This is a genomic window from Paraburkholderia strydomiana, assembly GCF_031456815.1.
Taxonomy (GTDB): Bacteria; Pseudomonadota; Gammaproteobacteria; order Burkholderiales; family Burkholderiaceae; genus Paraburkholderia; species Paraburkholderia caledonica.
This window is the reverse complement of record NZ_JAVDVL010000001.1, coordinates 1012488-1031650: the sequence shown is the minus strand read 5'-3', so window position 1 is coordinate 1031650 and position 19163 is coordinate 1012488. Positions and strand designations below refer to the sequence as shown.

Here is a 19163-nt window from a genome sequence, read left to right as displayed (position 1 = left end):
ATGCAGGGGAAAAGGAAAGTTAAAGCCTGGGCTGAGGCGCGCGGGCTGTTACTTGCTGCCGGCAACCGTTGTGCTCGACCGGTAGCGCAGCAAGTGATCCGTGCCAGACTCGGACAGCCAGACTTCTCCCGGCCGGCCCATCATCTGGCGTACGTTCGCATGTGAGCGAGGCAGCGCAAACGTCTCGAATCGTTCCGTTTGTGGGTCGAAGCGCACGAGCGCGTTAGCGCTCCATTCGCTGAGCCAGACGATGTCCTTGTCGTCGACGAATATTGCATACACATGCGGATCGGCGCCCGGCAGTTTCCATTCGCGCCACCGATGCGCTGCCGGGTCGAACACTCCCACCTTTCCCGCGTTCCACTCGCTGATCCAGACGCGACCTTTCGAATCGGACCATACGCGGCGCGCTCCCTGTTCCGGTGTCGGCGGCTCGATGACTTGAGCCGTGCCGCTCACCGGGTCGATGCGGCCGAGGTAGTTGCCAGCCAGTGAAGCGAAGTACACGCTGCCGTCAGGGGTGACACAGATTCCATAGGCACCCGGCCCGCGCGGTGCATCGAACACGCGCATTTTGCCGTTTGCCGGGTCTAGCTCACCGTAGATTCCGCCTTGTCCTGTAAACCACAGATGCCCGCGTTTGTCGAAAACGGCGGTGTTCAGGTTGGCGTTCTGCCTGTCTTTGGGCAACGGGAAGCGCGTGACAGCGAGTGTCTTCGAATCGACACGTACGATCGCGTTCAACCCGCCATCGGTAATCCATGCGGCTCCGTCCGGACCGACGATCACGCCATGCGGCGCCGATCCGTTGCCGAGCGCAATCCGCTCCGTCTTGCCGTTGCGCGGGTCCAGCCTTCCGACCGCGCCTTGCCCCTGCGCGGTGTACCAGACGGCACCGCCAGGCTCTGGCGCGACATCGTGCGGTGCGCTACCGGACGGCACGGCAAACGAGTCGAACGAAGGGGACTGAGCCTGTACCGAAGCTGTGACTAACATCGCGCCAGCGAGAACCGACGCAAAGTATTGCGAGAAACGGAGCGCGTAGATTTTCTTTGCCGGTACTCGCGCCGATGCGTTTGCGATGTGAATCACGTTTGCCTCCGTAACCAGAGTTGGCTTGCACATGCACGCCATGTTTATTGTGGCACTTACCGGAAGAATTCTCGGGTTCTTCACAGACGATGCGCGTGTCAGGCATTGGATTGCGGCACGCGCAATGACGCGACACGTGATGACGAAAACCGACCCGCCGCACATGTAAGGTGCACTGATCGACGAGACCTTCCCGGCGCTTCGACGAACGTAGATCTGGCTGGCGTATGCGTCATACACACGTCATCAACTGGACACACGACCCATTGCGACGCATTCAACGTGGACAGTTTGATCCGTCCTTTGTAATTACGCACACACCGTCTCGGCGACATCGGTCCCCGCAAGTACAAGAGAAAGCACCGGCCCGGCGCGCAACTTTGGCGTCGACGTTCGATGCCAGCGAACTGCTGCGTAAGGGTACGCTGCGATTGGCATGGGAAGCGAGAGATGGCACGAAAATGCACGTCGCGTCCGGCTCGCATCGCTTTCGTCTGGAATATCCATTGCTGCCCCAAACGACGTCTGTGCGAATCGACCAGCTGATCCGATGGAGAAAACCCTCCGCGGCTGGTTGCGTAGCATTGGGACGACGTCAAAGACGCTGGGAACCACGCGGTCGAACGGCCTGGCAACGCACAGGTATTCGAAACCGGTACGACGCCCGGGGGCATAAGCGGAGGGTCATGTGGTAGCGCTGCCCGCTCCGACTCACGACTTCCATCAATCGAGGGAGCAGGGTCAGGCAGGCTTGCGCGTAACCGGAGCAACCTGATGAAAGCTGTTGTCTATCGAGGGCCGCGCGATGTCAGCGTGGAGAACGTGCCCGATCCAAAAATCGAGCGTCCGACTGATGTGATCGTGCAGATCAGAAGCACCAATATCTGCGGTTCGGATCTGCATATGTTCGAAGGCAGGACCGACTTTGAAAAGGGGAGGGTTTTCGGGCATGAGAATCTCGGCCAGGTCACCGAAGTGGGGCAGGCCGTTGAACGTTTGAAAGTCGGTGACTGGGTGTGCATGCCGTTCAATATCAGCTGTGGGCATTGCAGGAATTGCGAAAAGGGATTGACCGCATTCTGCCTTGCTGCCAATCCTGAGCCCGGCATGGCAGGCGCTGCCTTCGGCTTCGCCGACATGGGACCCTATCAGGGCGGACAGGCGGAATACCTGCGCGTTCCTTGGGCCGATTTCAACTGCCTGAAGCTGCCTCCTGATGCCGAGGAAAAGCAGAACGACTATGTGATGGTGGCCGATATCTTCCCGACCGGATGGCATTGCACCGAGCTCGCCGGAATGCGGCCGGGCGATGCAGTCGTCATCTACGGCTCGGGTCCAGTCGGGCTGATGGCCGCGCATGCAGCTATGGTCAAGGGCGCCTGCAATGTGATGGTGGTCGATCGTCATCCCGACCGGCTCCGTTTGGCGGAATCAATCGGTGCAGTCGCCATCGACGATTCGAAGTGCAATCCAGTCGAGCGGATCAAGGAGCTCACTCATGGGCTGGGTGCCGATGTCGGCTGCGAGTGCGTCGGCTATCAATGCCATGATCCTGCCGGAAAGGAGGTTCCGAATCTGACCATGAACAATCTCGTCCAATCGGTGAAGTTCACCGGCGGTATCGGTGTGGTCGGGGTATTCACACCACAGGATCCCGGCGCACCCGACGACCTGGCCAAGAAGGGGCAGATTGCGTTCGACTGGGGAATGTGCTGGTTCAAGGGCCAGCATATCGCCACCGGGCAGTGCAACGTCAAAGCCTACAACCGCCAGTTGCGCGATTTGATTCATGCGGGTAGGGCGAAACCCTCTTTTATCGTTTCACATGAGCTCGAACTGAGCAGGGCGGCTGAGGCCTACCAGCACTTCGACTCGCGCGATCACGGTTGGACGAAAGTAGTCCTGAAGCCAGCGGGATGAGGGCGTTCTCTCATCAGTGAGTGCATGGCGGAGACCTGCATGCAGGCCGGGTTCGGCGAAGATCCAACGGGCCCGGTTTGCGCAGGTCGATCGCAGCGCGACCCGCGATCCGCGCGAGGAGCATGACTGCGCATTCGCGCGGCCATGCCTAAGCATTTTTTGTAGTGTGTTTGGATTAGCGGTGCCAGAACAGTGTCTCTGTGCGTTCCCGCCACAATCTGTTTTTCACTATTCAGATCCATCTACGCACTGCCGTAAACCCTGAGAGTAAGCGCCCGACCGCAGACCGCAATAGTGCCCGACACGATGCGCACGGTACGGTACCCACTCCTTCTCTCAGACTTGCATGAAACTCGCATTCAAGCTCCCCCTCGGTTTTGCCGCGGCACTCTTCCTGATGTTCGCCGGCGCGATGTACGGCCTGTACTCGATGCATCGCTCGCTTGGCGAGTACGACGAGCTTGTGCGCATACACGTCGCGAATGAGCGAATGGCCGCGAATATCCTTGTGAACTTCAAACTGCAAGTTCAGGAATGGAAAGACGTGCTGTTGCGTGGCAAGGACCCCGCGAAACTCGACAAAGGCTGGGCCGCCTTCGAAAAACAGGAACGCCTTGTCGACGAAGAAACGAAAGTGTTGCTTTCAACGCTTGATGAACCTGGAACGCGTGCGTTGGTCGAGCGGTTTGGCAACGCGCATACAAGCATGGGCAACGGCTATCGCAAAGGACTGGAAGCGTTCAAGGCGAACGATTTCGAGCCGACAGTCGGCGACCGGGCCGTCGCCGGCGTCGATCGCGAACCGGCGCATTTGCTCGGTGAAGTGGTCGAGCAAATCGCGACGAAGACAGCGGCGATGTCGGCGCAAGCCGACCAAGACGCGCGTCGGGCCGGCGCAATCAGTCTGGTGTTGATGATGGGGGCCTTCGCCGCGGGATTGAGCGGTGCGATGCTGTTCAGCCGCTCAATCACGCGACCGCTTGCCACTGCGGTAGAGGTAGCGCGTACCGTTGCGCAGGGCGACCTCACTTCGAAGATACATGTAGATCGCTCGGACGAACTCGGCGCTTTGCTGAGAGCACTCGCCGACATGCAATCCAGTTTGCTAAGCGTCGTGAGTACGGTGCGTCACAACGCGGATGGCGTTGCGATGGCGAGTTCGGAAATCGCGGCAGGCAATCTGAGTTTGTCCGCACGTACGGAAGAGCAGGCCGCCTCATTGGAGCAAACGGCGGCCAGTATGGAAGAACTGACAAGCACGGTGCGCCAGAATGCAGGGAACGCGGGACTCGCGTCGTCGCTTGCTGAAAAGGCATCTGACACTGCGAGCTCCGGCGGCACCGTGATGCAGAGCGTGGTCAGGACCATGGAAGGTATTAGCGAGAGCTCGTCGGAAGTGAGCGAGATCATCGCGGTCATCGAGGGTATTGCTTTTCAGACAAACATTCTGGCACTCAACGCGGCCGTTGAGGCGGCCCGCGCCGGCGAACAAGGGCGAGGTTTCGCAGTTGTCGCTGGCGAAGTGCGTGCGCTTGCACAGCGAAGCGCGGCTGCCGCGAAGGAAGTAAAAGCATTGATCAGCCAGTCATCGCAGCGCGTGGCGGCGGGCGCTGAGCTTGTGCACAACGCTGGTGGAATCATCGAGGATATCGTGCAGTCAGTGCATCAGGTAAAGACAGTCATTGCTGACATCTCGGCCGCGTCGAGCGAGCAGAGTACCGGTATCGAACAGGTCAACCACGCCGTCGTACAGATGGACCAGGTGACCCAACAGAACGCTGCACTGGTCGAACAGGCGTCGGCGGCGGCTCAGGCGATGTCGGAGCAGGCGCGATCTCTGCGCGACGCCGTCGCGGTGTTCCGCACGAACCATGCACCGCAGTTCGCTGCGCTCGTCTAGTGCGTAAGAGGAAGGCCGGCGGCGCGGCGAACTACGGCCGACGCTGCCACCCCGAGCAAGTTTTGTGAGTGGTGACTTCGTCGGCGCGCTTGGCGCGGCGAAAGACATACCCGGCGCCAAGCAGGTGAAGTCATCTTGAGCCGTATCAATTGATCTAGAGATGGCGGGCAATCCGTGAGCGACCGGCACGCGGCACTACGCCATCTGATATCGCCACCCGCCCTGTGCTGGCGCTCGCGCGACACTCCTGCCGATCGCACACTGATTGCCAATGATCGGCCAGAACGGCCGTTCGACACGAGGGCCAACCTCCGGCCCCAAAAACCGCACAGACAACGCTCTCCCGCCTTTCCTCGGAAGAAAGGCGATTCTTCGTCTCTCGTCCCCCTCACAGCAAAATTCATACTATTCGCCGCAAACGCAGCAGTTCTCACATCTCAGGCCGATATAGCAAGTAGGAATTGCAGCCTGCAGCACAGTGACCGGAAATAATTGCTGATTCCCTCCCTTCTTGAGGTCTGCGCCTAGTGCGTGGCGCAACGAAGGGTAATGTCGGCATCGCCAGGTCTTACGCGCTGAAGCGGGCCAAATCCGCGGTGGAGTTTGGGAAGCGATGTTCTTGATCGTTAGCAGCCCGAACGAAATTCAAAGCTATTTATCGATTGAGAAAATCACCATGGTTAAGCGGCGTCAATTTATTGGAGGGCTCGTTGCCCTTGGCGGAAGTTGTGTTCTTAGCGCCTGCGGCGGAGGTGGAGGTGAGGACAGCGAGGTTGCCGCGCGCACTGCGAGCGGCAATTCCGCCGCGCGTGCCACGGCGCGCACCACCGCCTCGCCTTCGGCAAACGGCACGGCCATGCCGCCCGCCAGCTCCATCATCGACAGCGCGGGCGCGGTCTGGACCATTACGGGCGGCGTGCTTTATAAGAACGGTGTAGTAGCGGGGAACAACTATAACGTTGCGCTCGCCATGTACTACACCGGAGCCGTCTACGCCGAAAACACATCCGGCGAGTTTTACCAATGGAACGGTACGGGCTGGATCAGGTGCGCCGATCCTCGGCTGACCGGCGGCACTTCGGCAGACGGCACCACGATGCCGTCTGCGCCTTACATCATCGACAGCACGGGCGCAAAGTGGACCCTGGTGAATGGCGTCGCGTATAAGAACGGCGTGGTGGCGGGCACGAACTACAACGTATCGATCGCGCTGTGGTACGGCGGCAAAATCTACCTGCGCAATACCAGCGGTCAGTTCTATGTCAACGCTGAGGTCAAGGCTCAATGGCTCGCCTGCTCGGACCCGCGCGTTACTACGGCACCGGCCGCGGGTTCGTTCTACGGCATGAACGGTCACCACGACTACCTGTACACGCCCACGCAACTCGTCACTGTTCTGAAGACGATGGGCTGCACAATCTATCGTGTCGGCTGCACGGCGGACTCATCGCAACTCGGCCCGGTGACCGACATCGCGCGGACATTCCAGACGGCAGGGCTTCAGGTGTTCGCGTTGATCCAGCAAGGGATCTACGCCAACGACGGCACTCTCTATGCAAGCGAGTCGGCGGCTTACAACGCGGGCTTCAGTTCCGGCGCGACGGTAGCTCGCGCACTCATGCCATACGGCGTGACGATGTACGAATGCGGCAACGAACTGACCCGTGACAGAGCGATCATTCTCGACGACACCAACGCCGGCACCAAGGCTGCCGACTTCAACAACACCAACTGGCCGCTTCTGCGCGGCGTCTTGCGCGGCATGATAGACGGCGTGAAGTCAGTACAGCCATCGGCGAAATGCGGCGTCAATTTCTGCGTGAACGATATCGGCGCATCCGATGCATTGTGGGAAGGCAATCAGCCCGACAGCAGCACGGGTTACCCCAAGGTTCGTTGGGACATCACCACCTGGCATAACTACGAAGTTTACGGCGACATCTTCGCGATTCCCGCCGACGGCCAGAGTCCGGGGTTCGATCTGCCGACGTACTGCAAAGCGCGTTATGGCGTGCCGTTCATCATCAGCGAGTGGAACACGGGTCCGGAGCGGACGCAGGCCTATCGGGCAAATTACATCACGAGCCAGTTGAGCGAGTTCTATTCCGCGAGAAAGACTCACAGCATCCAGTCGGTCATGTTGTATGTGCTCGATAGCGGAAACGATACGTACGGCATCATGCTCGACGGTACGCCCATCACTCCGTCGTATAGCGCGTTCACCGGCTTTATAAAAAACAATCCGGACGTGTGAGCGGGATCGACATTTAACGGATCAGCGCCGCTCGTCATCCTGCAATGCGCTTGAAACTGGCGTAGTAATCGTCGGTGTAATAGCAGTCGCTGGTCTGCTTGCGCGGTCCCCCGCATACGATCCGGCGCTGCCCGCGATCCGTCGAGCCCGGGGTGCGAACCGTGTATGTGTGGTAGTAACCGCGCGGATGCTTGGGCAGCAAAAGCGCGCTGTTACGAAACAGCACACCGTCGTCCGCAAAAGGGAAGGGACCGCCCGCTGCGATCAGCCGCAGTGTCTCGGCTGCTTCCCCCGGCAACTGCGCCTTGGTGACGGTGCCCAGTGCGCCCGTCGCTTGCGCGCCTGATGCGGTGAGTGTGCCGCTCGCACCCTGCGCTGGCTGAGCCGGCGACTGGCTCGCGGATGCGCCCGATGCCTCAGTGACGTTTTGCGAACCGCCCTTGCCGCATCCGCCGAGGATCGCGCTCATGGCGACGATGCATGAGAAAGCCCACGCGCTTTTCACGAAACGATCCTCCCTCGTTGACCAGCACTCGACGACCAGGATAGACGTAAAGGTATCGCTAATGGCGGAGCGAATCAACGTTCGACCGGAAGTCGGCATTCGGCACGCGACAACCATGCCCCCGCCATAAAGCGCCTTCAATTGTCAGCGGCCGGTTCGCGCCGGGCGCTCCTGCGCAGAATATCGGCGGGTACACCATACGTCCGCACGAACGCGCGGCGCATACGTTCGCGGTCCGCGAAACCTGTTTCCTGCGCCACCACGTTAATGGTGTGGCGGCCTTGCTCGATCATGAATCTGGCTGCTTCGAGGCGTAATTGTTCGACAGCTTTGGCGGGCGACTGACCGGTCTCGGTGGCAAAGGCGCGGCTAAACTGGCGCGGGCTGAGGTTTGCGACATTCGCAAGTTCCTCGATGGTGAGTGGATTGCGCAGGTTGCGGCGAATATGCGCGAGGACCAGTTCGATCCGATCGGATTTCGGCGTCATGTCGAGCAGTGCTGAATGCTGCATCTGGCCACCCAATCGTCGCTGATTCATGACGAGAAGTCTGGCAACCATTTTTGCGGCGTCCGGGCCGAGGTCGTTGTCGAGCAAGGCCAGGGCGAGGTCGATCCCCGCCGTCATTCCCGCCGAAGTCCACAGTGGACCGTCGTTCACAAATATCCGGTCTTCTTCCGTGCGGACATTCGGGAAGCGCGCCCTGAATTCGGACGCGTGTGCCCAATGCATGGTTGCGCGTCTGCCATCCAGAAGTCCTGCCTCGCCGAGGACAAATGCGCCACTGCAGATCGAAGCTACTCGTCTCGATGCTCTCGCTGCCTCTTTCACGAACGCAACCACGGGAGCATCGGCAGCGGGCATTTTCATTTCAGTAATAGAGCCCACGATGACCGTGTCGAATGCCGGATCGCCGAACGCTTCGGTTTCCAACGTCATACCGCCCGAAGATACAACCGGACCACCGTGTTCGGACAACAGATGGACTTCATAGCACGGGCCTCTCGGCGGCATGTTCGCGATCTCGAACACCGTAAGAGCCGCGAGGCTCAACATCTGAAATCTTCTTGGCACTACAAAGCCAATCCGGTGCATATCTGATTCCGCCGTACGCAGTATGAACGTGGTGTGAACGAACGCCGTCTGGATCGAATTCTCCGATGGCGGACTTGTGAATCCAGATAGCCAGCTTACTGCGGTCGGGCCACGAATGTCTTGAATGGTGGCAACAACGACATGGATCGTAATGGCTCGCGACGTTAAGGTTCAAGCACTTCTCTTAATCGCATCGCAGCTAGCCAAAGGAACATCATCATGTCGAAAATCGTCCGCGCCGCAGCAGTCCAGATCGCGCCTGTCCTGTATAGCCGGGAAGGCACTGTCGACAAAGTCGTCAAAAAGATTCTCGAACTCGGCAAGCAGGGCGTCCAGTTCGCGACGTTTCCCGAAACCGTCGTTCCCTATTATCCGTACTTCTCGTTCATCGAATCGCCTTTTGCAATGGGCGCCGAGCATTACAAGCTGCTCGAACAGGCGGTGACCGTTCCGTCGGATACGACTCGCGCAATAGGCGAAGCGGCACGCCAGGCCGGAATGGTCGTATCGATTGGCGTCAACGAACGCGACGGCGGCACGATCTACAACACGCAACTATTGTTCGACGCCGACGGCACGCTCGTGCAGCGGCGTCGCAAGCTCTCGCCGACCTACCACGAGCGAATGGTATGGGGAATGGGCGACGGCTCAGGCCTGCGTGCAGTCGATACCGCTGTGGGCCGGGTCGGTCAGCTGGCGTGCTGGGAGCACTACAACCCGCTCGCGCGTTATGCGCTGATGGCCGACGGAGAGCAAATCCATTCGGCGATGTATCCGGGTTCGTTCGCCGGCGATCTTTTCTCAGAGCAGATCTCCGTGAACATCCGCCAGCACGCGCTGGAGGCGGGAGCCTTTGTGGTCAATGCGACCGCCTGGCTGACGCCCGAACAGCAACAGCAGATTCTGCACGATACCAATACAACCCAGATCGGCCCGATCTCGAGCGGCTGTTTCACCGCCATCGTTTCACCGGAGGGCGAGTACATGGGTGGCGCGCCGCTGCGTGAAGGAGAGGGCGAGATCATCGCCGATCTGGATTTCTGGCAGATCGACAAGCGCAAACGGATGATGGACTCGCGCGGTCATTACAGCCGTCCCGACGTGCTTGGGCTCGTAATCGATCGGACACCGAAGCTTCATGTTATCGAGCGCTCGGTGCGTGCAGCGGGAGAAGAGCCAGCCAGCGACCTGGAAGAGATCGCGTGAACCGCGTGTGCAATCGCGCAATACCGTCGTCGAATGCGCATCTCGCGAGTGCGATGCGCGAGACGCTTGAGAGTCAACCTGGCCACTTCGAGCCATCAACGCAGGAGTAAGCAAAATGGACTTCAACGATGTCATGCTGGAGCGCAACGCCGGCTTCGCAAACACCACGTTTGCGCCCGATCTGAAGATGATGCCGTCGACGGGAACGGTGGTGGTCGGCTGTGTCGACCCTCGCGTCGATCCCGCGAATGTGCTGGGCTTGAAGCAGGGTGAGGCGGCCGTCATTCGCAATGTCGGTGGCCGGGTGAACAAACCGTTGCTTGAAACGCTTGCAGTGCTGAGCGTCGTCGCGAAAGCTGCAGGACGCCCGGACGGTGCGCGCAATCTCGTCCTGCTGCAACACACCGATTGCGGAATTATCGGCTGCTACAAGCACGCGCCCTCCTTGCTCGCGAAGCATCTCGATGTCGAGACGGACGCGCTCGATAAGCTCGCTGTCACGGAGCCATACGAGGCGGTGGCGCTCGATGTCGCCGCACTGCGCGCGAACAGAAACCTTCCCGATAACCTGATCGTGTCGGGACTGGTTTACGACGTCAAGACAGGCCTCGTCAAGGTCGTGGTTCCGCCTGCACCTCTGCGTGAGACGGCAGGCTGAGAGCCGCCTGGACGAAAGAGCCGGCACTTCGCCGAGCGAAGCGCGTCGCGCACGTGTTCACATTCCAATCTGGAGTATGAGATGAAGCATGATGTTTATCTGATTACGGGCGCGACCGGTGCAACGGGCGGTGCCGCTATCGAGGAGCTTTTGTCGAGCGGTGCAAGCGTGCGCGCTCTGGTCCATCGCGACGACGAGCGCGCCGCATCGTTACGCACGAGCGACGTTGAAGTTGTTGTGGGCGATCTGCTCGACAGTCACGCGGTTCAGGCAGCGCTACGCGACGTGACAGGTGCCTATTTCGTGTACCCGATCATGCAACCGCAACTCGTCGATGCGACTGCGTATTTTGCTCACGCGGCGAAACTTGCAGGTGTTCGCTCGATCGTCAATATGTCGCAGATTTCCGCGAACGCCGACGCAAGGAGCCATGCATCGCTTGCGCACTGGTATGGCGAGCGCGTCTTCGATTGGTCCGGAGTTCCCGTTACTCATCTGCGGCCGACACTCTTCATGGAATGGCTGAGTTACGGATTTCAGCGCTCGGAGATCGCGAACCATAACGTGCTGCGCGTTCCCGCCGGTAGCGGCCGTCACGCACCGATCGCCGCCGCCGATCAGGGACGTGTGATTGCTCGCATCCTGCTGAACCCTGAGTCTCACGCGGGCAAGACATATCCGTTGTTCGGCGCGGAGGAACTGGATCACGATCAAATGGCGAGAATAGTCGGCGATGCGCTCGACCGCCCAATGCGTTATGAAGCAGAGAGCGTCGAATCGTTCGAGGCGCGTCTCAACCAGTTTGGGTTGCCGCCGTATTTCATCCAGCACATTACGTCGGTGTATAGCGGCTATCAGGCGGGCGAGTTCGCCGGCACTAACGATCTGGTCGAACAGATAACGGGCCAAAAGCCGATTTCCGTCCACGATTACGTCATTGCTAACCGTGAGGCTTTCCAGCCGGGAACGCAACGTTAAGCGCCGCTGAGATGTTCGTTCGACGGTCGCCGCGGTTAAGGCGCCCGTGTGCGCCAGACTCGCGGACGAGTCCGGCGCAACGAAACCGAACCAAACGGCCAACCGCATCAGAGCTTCGGATGCTGATCGCGCACGGGGCTCACGGATTCGAGCAATGACGCGATATGGAGGATGGTGGACTCCGCCTGCCAGCTGCCGACGATCTGCACATTGATAGGCAGTGCGTCCTTGCTCGTGCCGAATCGCATCGAAATGCCGGGCAAACCGGTCACGTTGAGCGGAACCGTGGCGCCCTGCAGATACCTGGCGTCGACGGTTTCACCGTTGATCGTGAACGTGTCGACGCCATGTTTGTGTGCGGGGATCGGCAGGACGTGGGTAATCAACGCGTCGTATCTCGTGAAGTATTCGGCGTAGCCGTCCCGCAGACGCTCGGCGGCCTGTTCGGCGTCGATATAGTCCTTCATGGACGTGTCAGGCAACGCGAGCATTGTTCTCGCCATCTTGTACAGTTCGTCCTGACCGTGGCCCGCCGTGGCTTCCGCGAACGCGGGCTTCATCTCCATAACGTGCAGGCGGTTGAACACATCCAGAGCGAAGTCACGTTCCAGCGCGGGAATACTGACGGGCTCGACGATGCAGCCCACGCTCCTGAGCGCTTCCGCCGCCGACTGCACAGTCGCGGCGACTTCGGGATCGACCGGTCCGAAGCCCGGCCCAACCATCCAGCCCACTCTCAACGGTCGATCATGCGAACGCACGACTCCGGCATCGAATTGCACGGTGCTGCTCGCAAAAGCGTCCTGCCCGTCGGGGCCCGCCAACTGCGAGAAGGCGAGTGCAAGGTCGCGGATGCTACGCGCCATGGGACCTACATGCCAGAAGCGGCGCGGTGCCCGCGGCCAGATGCCGGTCATTGGTACTCGCCCGTGGGTTGCCTTAAGCGAGACGATGCCGGTCTGCGCGGCCGGCCCACGCACCGAGATGGCGAGATCAGTGCCGAGTCCCAACGGCGACATACCTGCTGCAATGGCCGCCGATTCGCCGCCGCTTGATCCACCGGGTGTCCGGTCAAGGTCCCACGGATTGTTCGACCGACCGCTAAGCAGGTTGTCGCTCTCAATCCAATAAGAGAATTCGGGCAGATTGGTTTTTGCGAGGAGAATGCCGCCTGCCTTTTTCAGCCGAGCAACGCTCACTGCGTCGGCGTCAGGCACGCGCCCTTTGAAAATAGGCGAGCCGCGCTGCGTCGGCACACCGGCTGTGTCGATCGAGTCTTTGGCAGTGAAGGGCACACCGTGAAGCGGCCCGAGCGTCTGTCCGGCGAGCACAGCCGCTTCGGCGGCTTGCGCGGCTTTCATTGCATCGTCCGCGACCGTAACAATGGCGTTGACCTTGGGATCGATCGCTTCAATCCGGTCAAGGTGCGCCTGCATGACTTCAACCGGGGAGATTTCGCGCTTGCGGATCAGTTCTGCCAGTCGCGTTGCATCCTGAAAAAAGATTTCCGAGCTCATAACTTCCTCTATCAGTGGCTGATTCGATGATATAGACAGCGTCCTACCTAACGTTCGATAGGTGGACGCCGCGTTAAAAAAGCCGACGGCTAGTCGGCCCCGAGTCGTTATACCTAACGTTTGTTAGGTTGGACTTTAGGCGCTACAATCCGCGCAGTCAACAGTTTTTTGCGGAGACTTGCCATGAAGAATCAGGCCGCCGGAAGTTCGAGCGACAGAATTGTCGTCGCGGCTACAAGAATGGCGCAGGCCCACGGGTACGGCGGACTGAATATTCGCGACCTTGCGCAGGACGTGGGGATCAAGGCTGCAAGCATCTACCATCACTTCGCAAGCAAGGCAGACCTCGCTGCGGCCGTTGCCAGGCGCTACTGGGAAGATTCCGCGGCGGTGCTGGAAGCGCTTGCGACCGAGTCGGCGGATCCGCTTGTTAGCCTGCGTCGATATCCGGAGACGTTTCGCAAGTCGCTCGAGAGCGACAACCGCATGTGCCTGAGCAGCTTCATGGCCGCAGAGTATGACGATCTCCCCGAAGGAGTGAAAAAAGAGGTTCAGGCCTTTGCAGACGTGAATGTCGCATGGCTGGAAAAAAATCTTCGAGAGGCGAAGATCGTCGACGCACAGCGGGCCCGCCAACGCGCCTGCGCCATCTATGCCGCAGTCGCCGGTGCGCAGCTCATGGCACGTGGTCGCGCGGACATCGCGCTGTTCGACACGCTCATGGATAGTTATAGGCAGGCCGGGTTGTTGCCGGGCTGACGCTTTACCTCGGCGCGTCTAGACCCCAATGGCGGAATGCAGGCTGCCGGGCGCGATCGGCGTCTGCATTTCCGTGCCGTAACGTCGCCTGAGGACCTACCCCATTATTGCCGTACGCAATGCGGCTATTAAAGCCATTGCATTGCCAGCATGTGCGCGGAGCCGTATCTTCGTTTGCGTTCAAGGAGACGCATATGAAGATCGCATTTTTGGGGGCTGGAGCGCTGGGTTGCGCAATCGGCTCCGCACTGACCGAAGGCGGCCATGAGACGTGGCTCGTCGACCGGTCCGCCGCGCACGTCGAAGCCATGTCCCGCGACGGTCTGCAAGTCGACGACGAGCGCGGCACGCGCCAGGTCAAGGTCCGCGCGACGATGAATCCGGCAGAAGTCGGCCCCGTCGACCTCGTTATCGTGCTGGTCAAGTCCTTTCACACCGATCAGGCGATGCGCGGCGCGCTCGCTCTCGTCGGTCCGGAAACGGTCGTGCTGTCGTTGCAGAACGGTCTCGGCCACGAAGACGTGTTGAGCGAGATCGTCGGACGCGAGCGCGTGCTCGCCGGCAAGACGTATGTCGGCGGCGTCCTGAGAGGGCCTGGCCATATCCAGGCCGGCGTGACGGGCAAACTCACGATCATCGGAGAACTCGACGGCCGCATCACGAGCCGTGCGCAAGAAATCGCGGATGCGTTCAACGCCGCCGGTCTGACGACCACGGTCAGCGACAACATTCTCGGCACGATGTGGGACAAGCTGCTCATCAACGTCGCGACGGGCGCGATCACGGGCATCACGCAGCTCACCTATGGCCAGCTCTACGATGAACCTGTTCTGAAAGCGACGTCGCTCGCAGCCGTCGAAGAAGCAATGGCAGCGGCCCGGGCCGCCGGCATCACGCTTTCCATCACGAATGCCGAAGACGCCTGGAACATGGCCGCCGAAGGTCTTCCGCCCGCATTCAAGACATCGATGCTGCAAAGCCTCGAAAAGTCTTCCATCACCGAAATCGACTTTATCAACGGCGCGGTCGTGCGCTGGGGCGAGCGCCTCAACGTGCCGACTCCGGTGAACTCGACGCTCGTCGCTTGCATCAAGGGCATCGAACGGGCGATGACGGACCGCCAGAAAGTAGGGGCCGCAGCATGAGCGCGACGAGAGCCTATCTGGAACACGTCGCCATCTGGGTGAAGGACATTCAGTGGCACATCGGCTTCTTCGAAAATGTGCTCGGCATGACGATGCGAGAAGTCGACGGCACGCGCGAAGAGCCGCGTCAGTACTGGACGCTGGGTGGTCTGCAGTTCATCAGCGCGCCACAGCATGAGGGCCCCGAGGGTCGGCTCGCGCATCTCGGCGTCATGTGCGAAGACCTCGAAGCCGCGCTTGCCGCCGCGCAAGCGTTCGGCGTCACAGAAATGCCGCAAGGCCGCAACTGGCTGCGTCTGCCCGACGGCCTCGCTGTCGAACTCATTCAGGCTAAACCTGCTACGTGCGTCGCGCAGGCGCTGGCGATCAACCCACGCGCGGAGGCGTGAGCATGAGCACCACTACCATCACCGAAAAATACTGGGACGATGCGCGGGAAGGCGACGAGTGCGTGAGCCCCAGCTATACCGTCACGAAAGAACGCATCCTCGCCTACGCCGATCTCACAGGCGATCACACGCCGGTACATGTCGACGACGAATACGCCAATGCGAGCCATTTCGGTTCGATCGTCGCGCATGGTCTCTTCGGATTGTCGATTGCCGACGGCCTGAAGACGCAAAGTGACTATCGCTTTCTGCCTGGCATGTCTCTCGGCTGGACGTGGGACTTTTTGCTGCCGATCAAGGCTAACGACGTGCTGCATGTGAAGTTCCGCGTCGGCTCGATGCGCGCGAGCAAGAGCCGTCCGGACTGGGGCATCGTCGTGCTGCCGTCGGAATTGATCAACCAGAACGGCGAAGTCGTTCAACGCGGCGAACATCGTCTGATGATCCCGCGCCGTCCGGGAGCGAAATGATGCAGGCGCGTCCACTCGAAGGTATCCGCGTTGTCGATTACAGCCACTTTCTCGCCGGTCCCTATGTCGGCCGATGCCTTGCGGCGCTCGGCGCGGAAGTCATCAAGGTCGAGCGTCCCGGCAGCGGCGACGCAGGCCGTCAGCACGCCACCGTCCTCGACGACCAGCAAAGCGCCTACTTCCTGCAGCTCAACATGGGCAAGCGCGGCGTGAGCGTCAACATGAAAGATCCGCGCGGCAAGGCGTTCATGCAGCGTCTGTGCGATTCCGCCGACGTATTCATCGAGAACTACCGGCCGGGCGCGCTGGACAAGCTCGGGCTCGGATACGCCGCGTTGTCCGAGCGTAATCCGGGCCTCGTCTACTGCTCGATTTCCGCGTATGGACATACCGGACCGGATGCGCATCGCGCGGGCTTTGGCCTGATTGCGGAAGCGAAGAGCGGCATCATGCAGATGATCGGCAACCCCGGTGAGCCGCCGCCGCTCATGCGCATTTCGCTCGGCGACATGTACACCGGCATTCATGCGGTCGCGGCTGTCAACGCCGCGCTGCTCGGCCGGGTGAAGAGCGGACGCGGCCAGCACATCGACATGGCGCTGTATGACGCGCTCTTTTCGATGCATGAATATGCGGTGCAGTGCTACACGATGCAAGGCGTGGTGCCGGAGCAAACGGGCCACGACATGCCGACATCGACGTTGTACGGCGTGTTTCGCGCGGCCGACGGCGATCTCGTCATCGCGGCACAAGTGGACGATTCGTGGAAGCGCTTCGCGACACTCGTCGAGCAACACGGTGGTCCGGTCGGCTTCGGCAACGACGAGCGCTTCCATAGTCTGAACGGACGGAATGCGAATCGTGAAGCCATTCTCGCAGTCGTTCAACCGTGGGTAGCTGCGCGGCCTGTCGCGGAAGTGCTGGCCTTGCTCGACAGCGTCGATGTGCCGAGCGCGAAGGTTCAGCGCATCGATGAAGTTGTCGCCGATCCGCAGATCGTCGCCCGTGGCATGGTGATCGAGCAGGACCATCCGCGCTTCGGAAAACTGCGTCTGCCGAACCTGCCGTTCCGCTTCTCCGACTGCGATACGTCGATACGCGAAGTCGGCCCCGACCTCGGACAGCACAACGAGGAAGTGGCTCAATCGCTGGGCTTTAGCGCGGCCGAGATCGACGCGATGCAGACCGATGGCGTGCTCTTCTCGAAGCCGGGTGCGCAATGAGCGATCGATACGCGGTAATCGGCAATCCGATCGGACATACGAAATCGCCGCTGATCCACGGTCTTTTCGCAGAAGAGACCGGACAGGACATGACGTATGACGCCATCGAAGGGCCGCTGGAACCGGCCAATGCCTTCGACGATACGGTGAGAACTTTCATCGCTGCGGGCGGCAAGGGCATGAACGTCACTGCGCCGTTCAAGCTACAGGCATTCGCCATGGCCGACGAGCGCAGCGAAAGGGCTGCGCTCGCGGGGGCCGTCAACGCGATGAAGTTCGAGAACGGGCGCATCGTGGCGGAGAACTTCGACGGCGTCGGACTCGTGCGTGACATTGAAATCAACCTGCATCAGCCGATGGCGGGCAAGCGCGTGCTGGTCCTTGGCGCGGGCGGAGCGGTGCGCGGCGCGTTGCTGCCGTTCATCGCGGCGCGGCCTGCACGACTCGTCATTGCTAACCGGCACGTGGACAAGGCGAAGGCGCTCGTCGAACAGGTTGCGGCTGACGCAACACTCGTCGCGTGCGGCTATGCGGAGCTTGAATCGATGGGACAGTTCGACCTCGTCGTCAACGCGACGTCCGCGAGCCTGACCGGGCAACGGCCGCCTGTTCCGCCGAGCGTTTTCAGCGCGAGCGGCACGGCGTATGAACTCGCGTACGGAAAGGGTCTCACGCCGTTCCTGCGGCTAGCGCGTCACGCGGGCGTGCAAGGTGTCGCGGATGGCGTCGGCATGCTGGTCGAACAGGCCGCGGAAGCGTTCGCATGGTGGCGAGGCGTGCGTCCGCGCACGCACGCGATTATCGACCAACTGACCGTTCCGCTGGATTGACGCGACGAGAAAACGCCGCGTGCAAAGCGAGACATATGACGGAATTTCGTTATCGCGAGTAGGCTGTGGCTTATAACCGGTCGTCGCGTTCGCCATCGTGTTCAATCTGATCTCGATGTGGGCGATTCACGCCGGCTCGGAAGACACGGAGAGTGATATGAAGAAAACGCGTATCGCCGTAGCGGGTGCCGGCTATATCGGTCTCGAGCATATTCGTGTCGTCCGGGAAAACGCGACTTGTGTCCTGTCGGCGGTGGTCGATCCGTCAGACGCGGCGGCCGACATTGCCGCGAAAGGACATGTGCCGCATTACCGCTCGCTCGATGAACTCTTCAGACAAGATCGTCCGGACGGTGTGGTTCTTGCAACGCCGAACACGCTTCACCTGGAACACGGGCGCTTGAGCATGCAGGCAGGTGTGCCGATGCTGCTGGAGAAGCCGATAGCGTCCACGGTGGAGCAGGCCGAAGCACTCGTCGCCGATGCCGACCGCTATGGCGCAAGCGTGCTGATCGGTCATCACCGCGCGCACAGTCCGATCATGGCGCGCGCAAAGGCGATCATCGACGAAGGCAGGCTCGGCTCGATAGTTGCGGTTATGGGCAGCGCAATGTTCTTCAAGCCCGATCAGTATTTCGAGGACGCGCCGTGGCGCAAGGAACCGGGCGCAGGCCCGATTCTGCTCAACATGATTCACGACATCCACAACCTGCGAATGCTATGCGGCGACATCGTGGCGGTCCAGGCGTTTTCGTCAAATGCGACGCGCGGCTATGCAGTCGAGGATACCGTCGCCGTCAATCTGCGTTTCGCGAGCGGCGCACTCGGCACGTTCCTTTTATCGGATACGGCCGCCAGCGCGCGGAGTTGGGAACAGACGTCGCAAGAGAACAAGGCCTACGCGTCCTACGCTGACGAAGACTGTTATGTGATCGCCGGCACATTCGGATCATTGTCGATTCCGACCATGCGCCTCAAGACCTACGGGAAGGCTGAGGATCGATCCTGGTGGAAGCCGTTCGATGTCGGCGTGGAGGCCGTGATGCGCGGCGATCCTCTCAAGTATCAGATGGAACACTTCGGGCAAGTCGTGCGAGGCGAAGCGGAACCGATCGTCACCGCGCGCGACGGCCTGCAAAATCTGCGCATTACCGAAGCGGTCGTGATGGCAGCGAAAACCGGCGCCGTTGTCGAAACGACGCCAGTCTAAACATCGTATGGAT

Annotated in this window: 17 protein-coding genes; 13 read left to right on the top strand and 4 right to left on the bottom strand. The window is 60.5% G+C overall.

The window, feature by feature from the left end; all coding sequences use genetic code 11:
- Positions 1 to 48: 48 nt before the first annotated feature.
- Positions 49 to 996 carry a Vgb family protein gene (locus J2W46_RS04625; RefSeq protein WP_310352050.1) on the bottom strand — a complete coding sequence of 316 codons (948 nt, stop codon included), beginning with the start codon at positions 994 to 996 and terminating at the stop codon, positions 49 to 51.
- Positions 997 to 1866: 870 nt separating this feature from the next.
- Between J2W46_RS04625 and J2W46_RS04615 the strand changes: the two genes are divergently transcribed.
- The 3 genes from J2W46_RS04615 to J2W46_RS04605 all read left to right on the top strand — a co-directional run bounded on the left by J2W46_RS04615 (position 1867) and on the right by J2W46_RS04605 (position 7166).
- On the top strand, positions 1867 to 3012 hold the full coding sequence (locus J2W46_RS04615; protein ID WP_020066725.1) for a glutathione-independent formaldehyde dehydrogenase: 1146 nt from the start codon (positions 1867 to 1869) through the stop codon (positions 3010 to 3012).
- Between the two features lie 346 nt (positions 3013 to 3358).
- A complete protein-coding gene (locus J2W46_RS04610; RefSeq protein WP_310351653.1) occupies positions 3359 to 4912 on the top strand; it encodes a methyl-accepting chemotaxis protein in 1554 nt (517 codons plus the stop codon).
- A gap of 676 nt (positions 4913 to 5588) precedes the next feature.
- The gene (locus tag J2W46_RS04605; RefSeq protein ID WP_310352047.1) at positions 5589 to 7166 is read left to right on the top strand and encodes a hypothetical protein; all 1578 of its coding nucleotides are present in this window, start codon (positions 5589 to 5591) and stop codon (positions 7164 to 7166) included.
- A 34-nt stretch (positions 7167 to 7200) separates the two neighbouring features.
- On the opposite strand, the gene J2W46_RS04600 is transcribed toward J2W46_RS04605, so the two are convergent.
- On the bottom strand, positions 7201 to 7671 hold the full coding sequence (locus J2W46_RS04600) for a ribonuclease (protein ID WP_027804419.1): 471 nt from the start codon (positions 7669 to 7671) through the stop codon (positions 7201 to 7203).
- 137 nt (positions 7672 to 7808) lie between these two features.
- A complete protein-coding gene (locus tag J2W46_RS04595) occupies positions 7809 to 8765 on the bottom strand; it encodes a GlxA family transcriptional regulator (RefSeq protein WP_310351650.1) in 957 nt (318 codons plus the stop codon).
- Positions 8766 to 8984: 219 nt separating this feature from the next.
- Here J2W46_RS04595 and J2W46_RS04590 point away from each other — a divergent pair, with 219 nt between their 5' ends.
- The 3 genes from J2W46_RS04590 to J2W46_RS04580 all read left to right on the top strand — a co-directional run bounded on the left by J2W46_RS04590 (position 8985) and on the right by J2W46_RS04580 (position 11607).
- Positions 8985 to 9971 (top strand): nitrilase-related carbon-nitrogen hydrolase, encoded by a 987-nt coding sequence (locus tag J2W46_RS04590; protein ID WP_088174151.1) that lies wholly within the window; start codon positions 8985 to 8987, stop codon positions 9969 to 9971.
- Between the two features lie 115 nt (positions 9972 to 10086).
- Entirely contained in the window at positions 10087 to 10629 is a 543-nt protein-coding gene (locus J2W46_RS04585; RefSeq protein WP_310351643.1) for a carbonic anhydrase, read from the top strand.
- 81 nt (positions 10630 to 10710) lie between these two features.
- Positions 10711 to 11607, top strand: coding sequence for an NmrA family NAD(P)-binding protein (locus tag J2W46_RS04580; RefSeq protein ID WP_310351640.1), 897 nt, complete (start codon positions 10711 to 10713; stop codon positions 11605 to 11607).
- Positions 11608 to 11714: 107 nt separating this feature from the next.
- Here J2W46_RS04580 and J2W46_RS04575 read toward each other — a convergent pair whose 3' ends face one another.
- A complete protein-coding gene (locus J2W46_RS04575; RefSeq protein ID WP_310351637.1) occupies positions 11715 to 13124 on the bottom strand; it encodes an amidase in 1410 nt (469 codons plus the stop codon).
- A gap of 183 nt (positions 13125 to 13307) precedes the next feature.
- On the opposite strand from J2W46_RS04575, the gene J2W46_RS04570 reads away from it, so the two are divergent.
- From J2W46_RS04570 to J2W46_RS04540, 7 genes are all read left to right on the top strand, one after another.
- On the top strand, positions 13308 to 13883 hold the full coding sequence (locus tag J2W46_RS04570; RefSeq protein WP_310066257.1) for a TetR/AcrR family transcriptional regulator: 576 nt from the start codon (positions 13308 to 13310) through the stop codon (positions 13881 to 13883).
- 194 nt (positions 13884 to 14077) lie between these two features.
- Positions 14078 to 15028: a ketopantoate reductase family protein gene (locus tag J2W46_RS04565; protein WP_310351635.1), complete on the top strand. Its 951-nt coding sequence runs from the start codon at positions 14078 to 14080 to the stop codon at positions 15026 to 15028.
- A complete protein-coding gene (locus tag J2W46_RS04560; protein WP_131316152.1) occupies positions 15025 to 15417 on the top strand; it encodes a VOC family protein in 393 nt (130 codons plus the stop codon). The genes J2W46_RS04565 and J2W46_RS04560 overlap by 4 nt, the downstream gene beginning before the upstream one ends.
- A gap of 2 nt (positions 15418 to 15419) precedes the next feature.
- Entirely contained in the window at positions 15420 to 15887 is a 468-nt protein-coding gene (locus tag J2W46_RS04555) for a MaoC family dehydratase (RefSeq protein WP_310351632.1), read from the top strand.
- Positions 15887 to 17110, top strand: a complete 1224-nt coding sequence (locus J2W46_RS04550; RefSeq protein WP_310352043.1) for a CaiB/BaiF CoA transferase family protein — start codon at positions 15887 to 15889, stop codon at positions 17108 to 17110. The genes J2W46_RS04555 and J2W46_RS04550 overlap by 1 nt, the downstream gene beginning before the upstream one ends.
- Positions 17107 to 17940, top strand: coding sequence for a shikimate dehydrogenase (gene aroE, locus J2W46_RS04545; RefSeq protein WP_088174159.1), 834 nt, complete (start codon positions 17107 to 17109; stop codon positions 17938 to 17940). The genes J2W46_RS04550 and aroE overlap by 4 nt, the downstream gene beginning before the upstream one ends.
- A gap of 157 nt (positions 17941 to 18097) precedes the next feature.
- Entirely contained in the window at positions 18098 to 19150 is a 1053-nt protein-coding gene (locus tag J2W46_RS04540) for a Gfo/Idh/MocA family protein (RefSeq protein ID WP_310351629.1), read from the top strand.
- Positions 19151 to 19163: the final 13 nt, after the last annotated feature.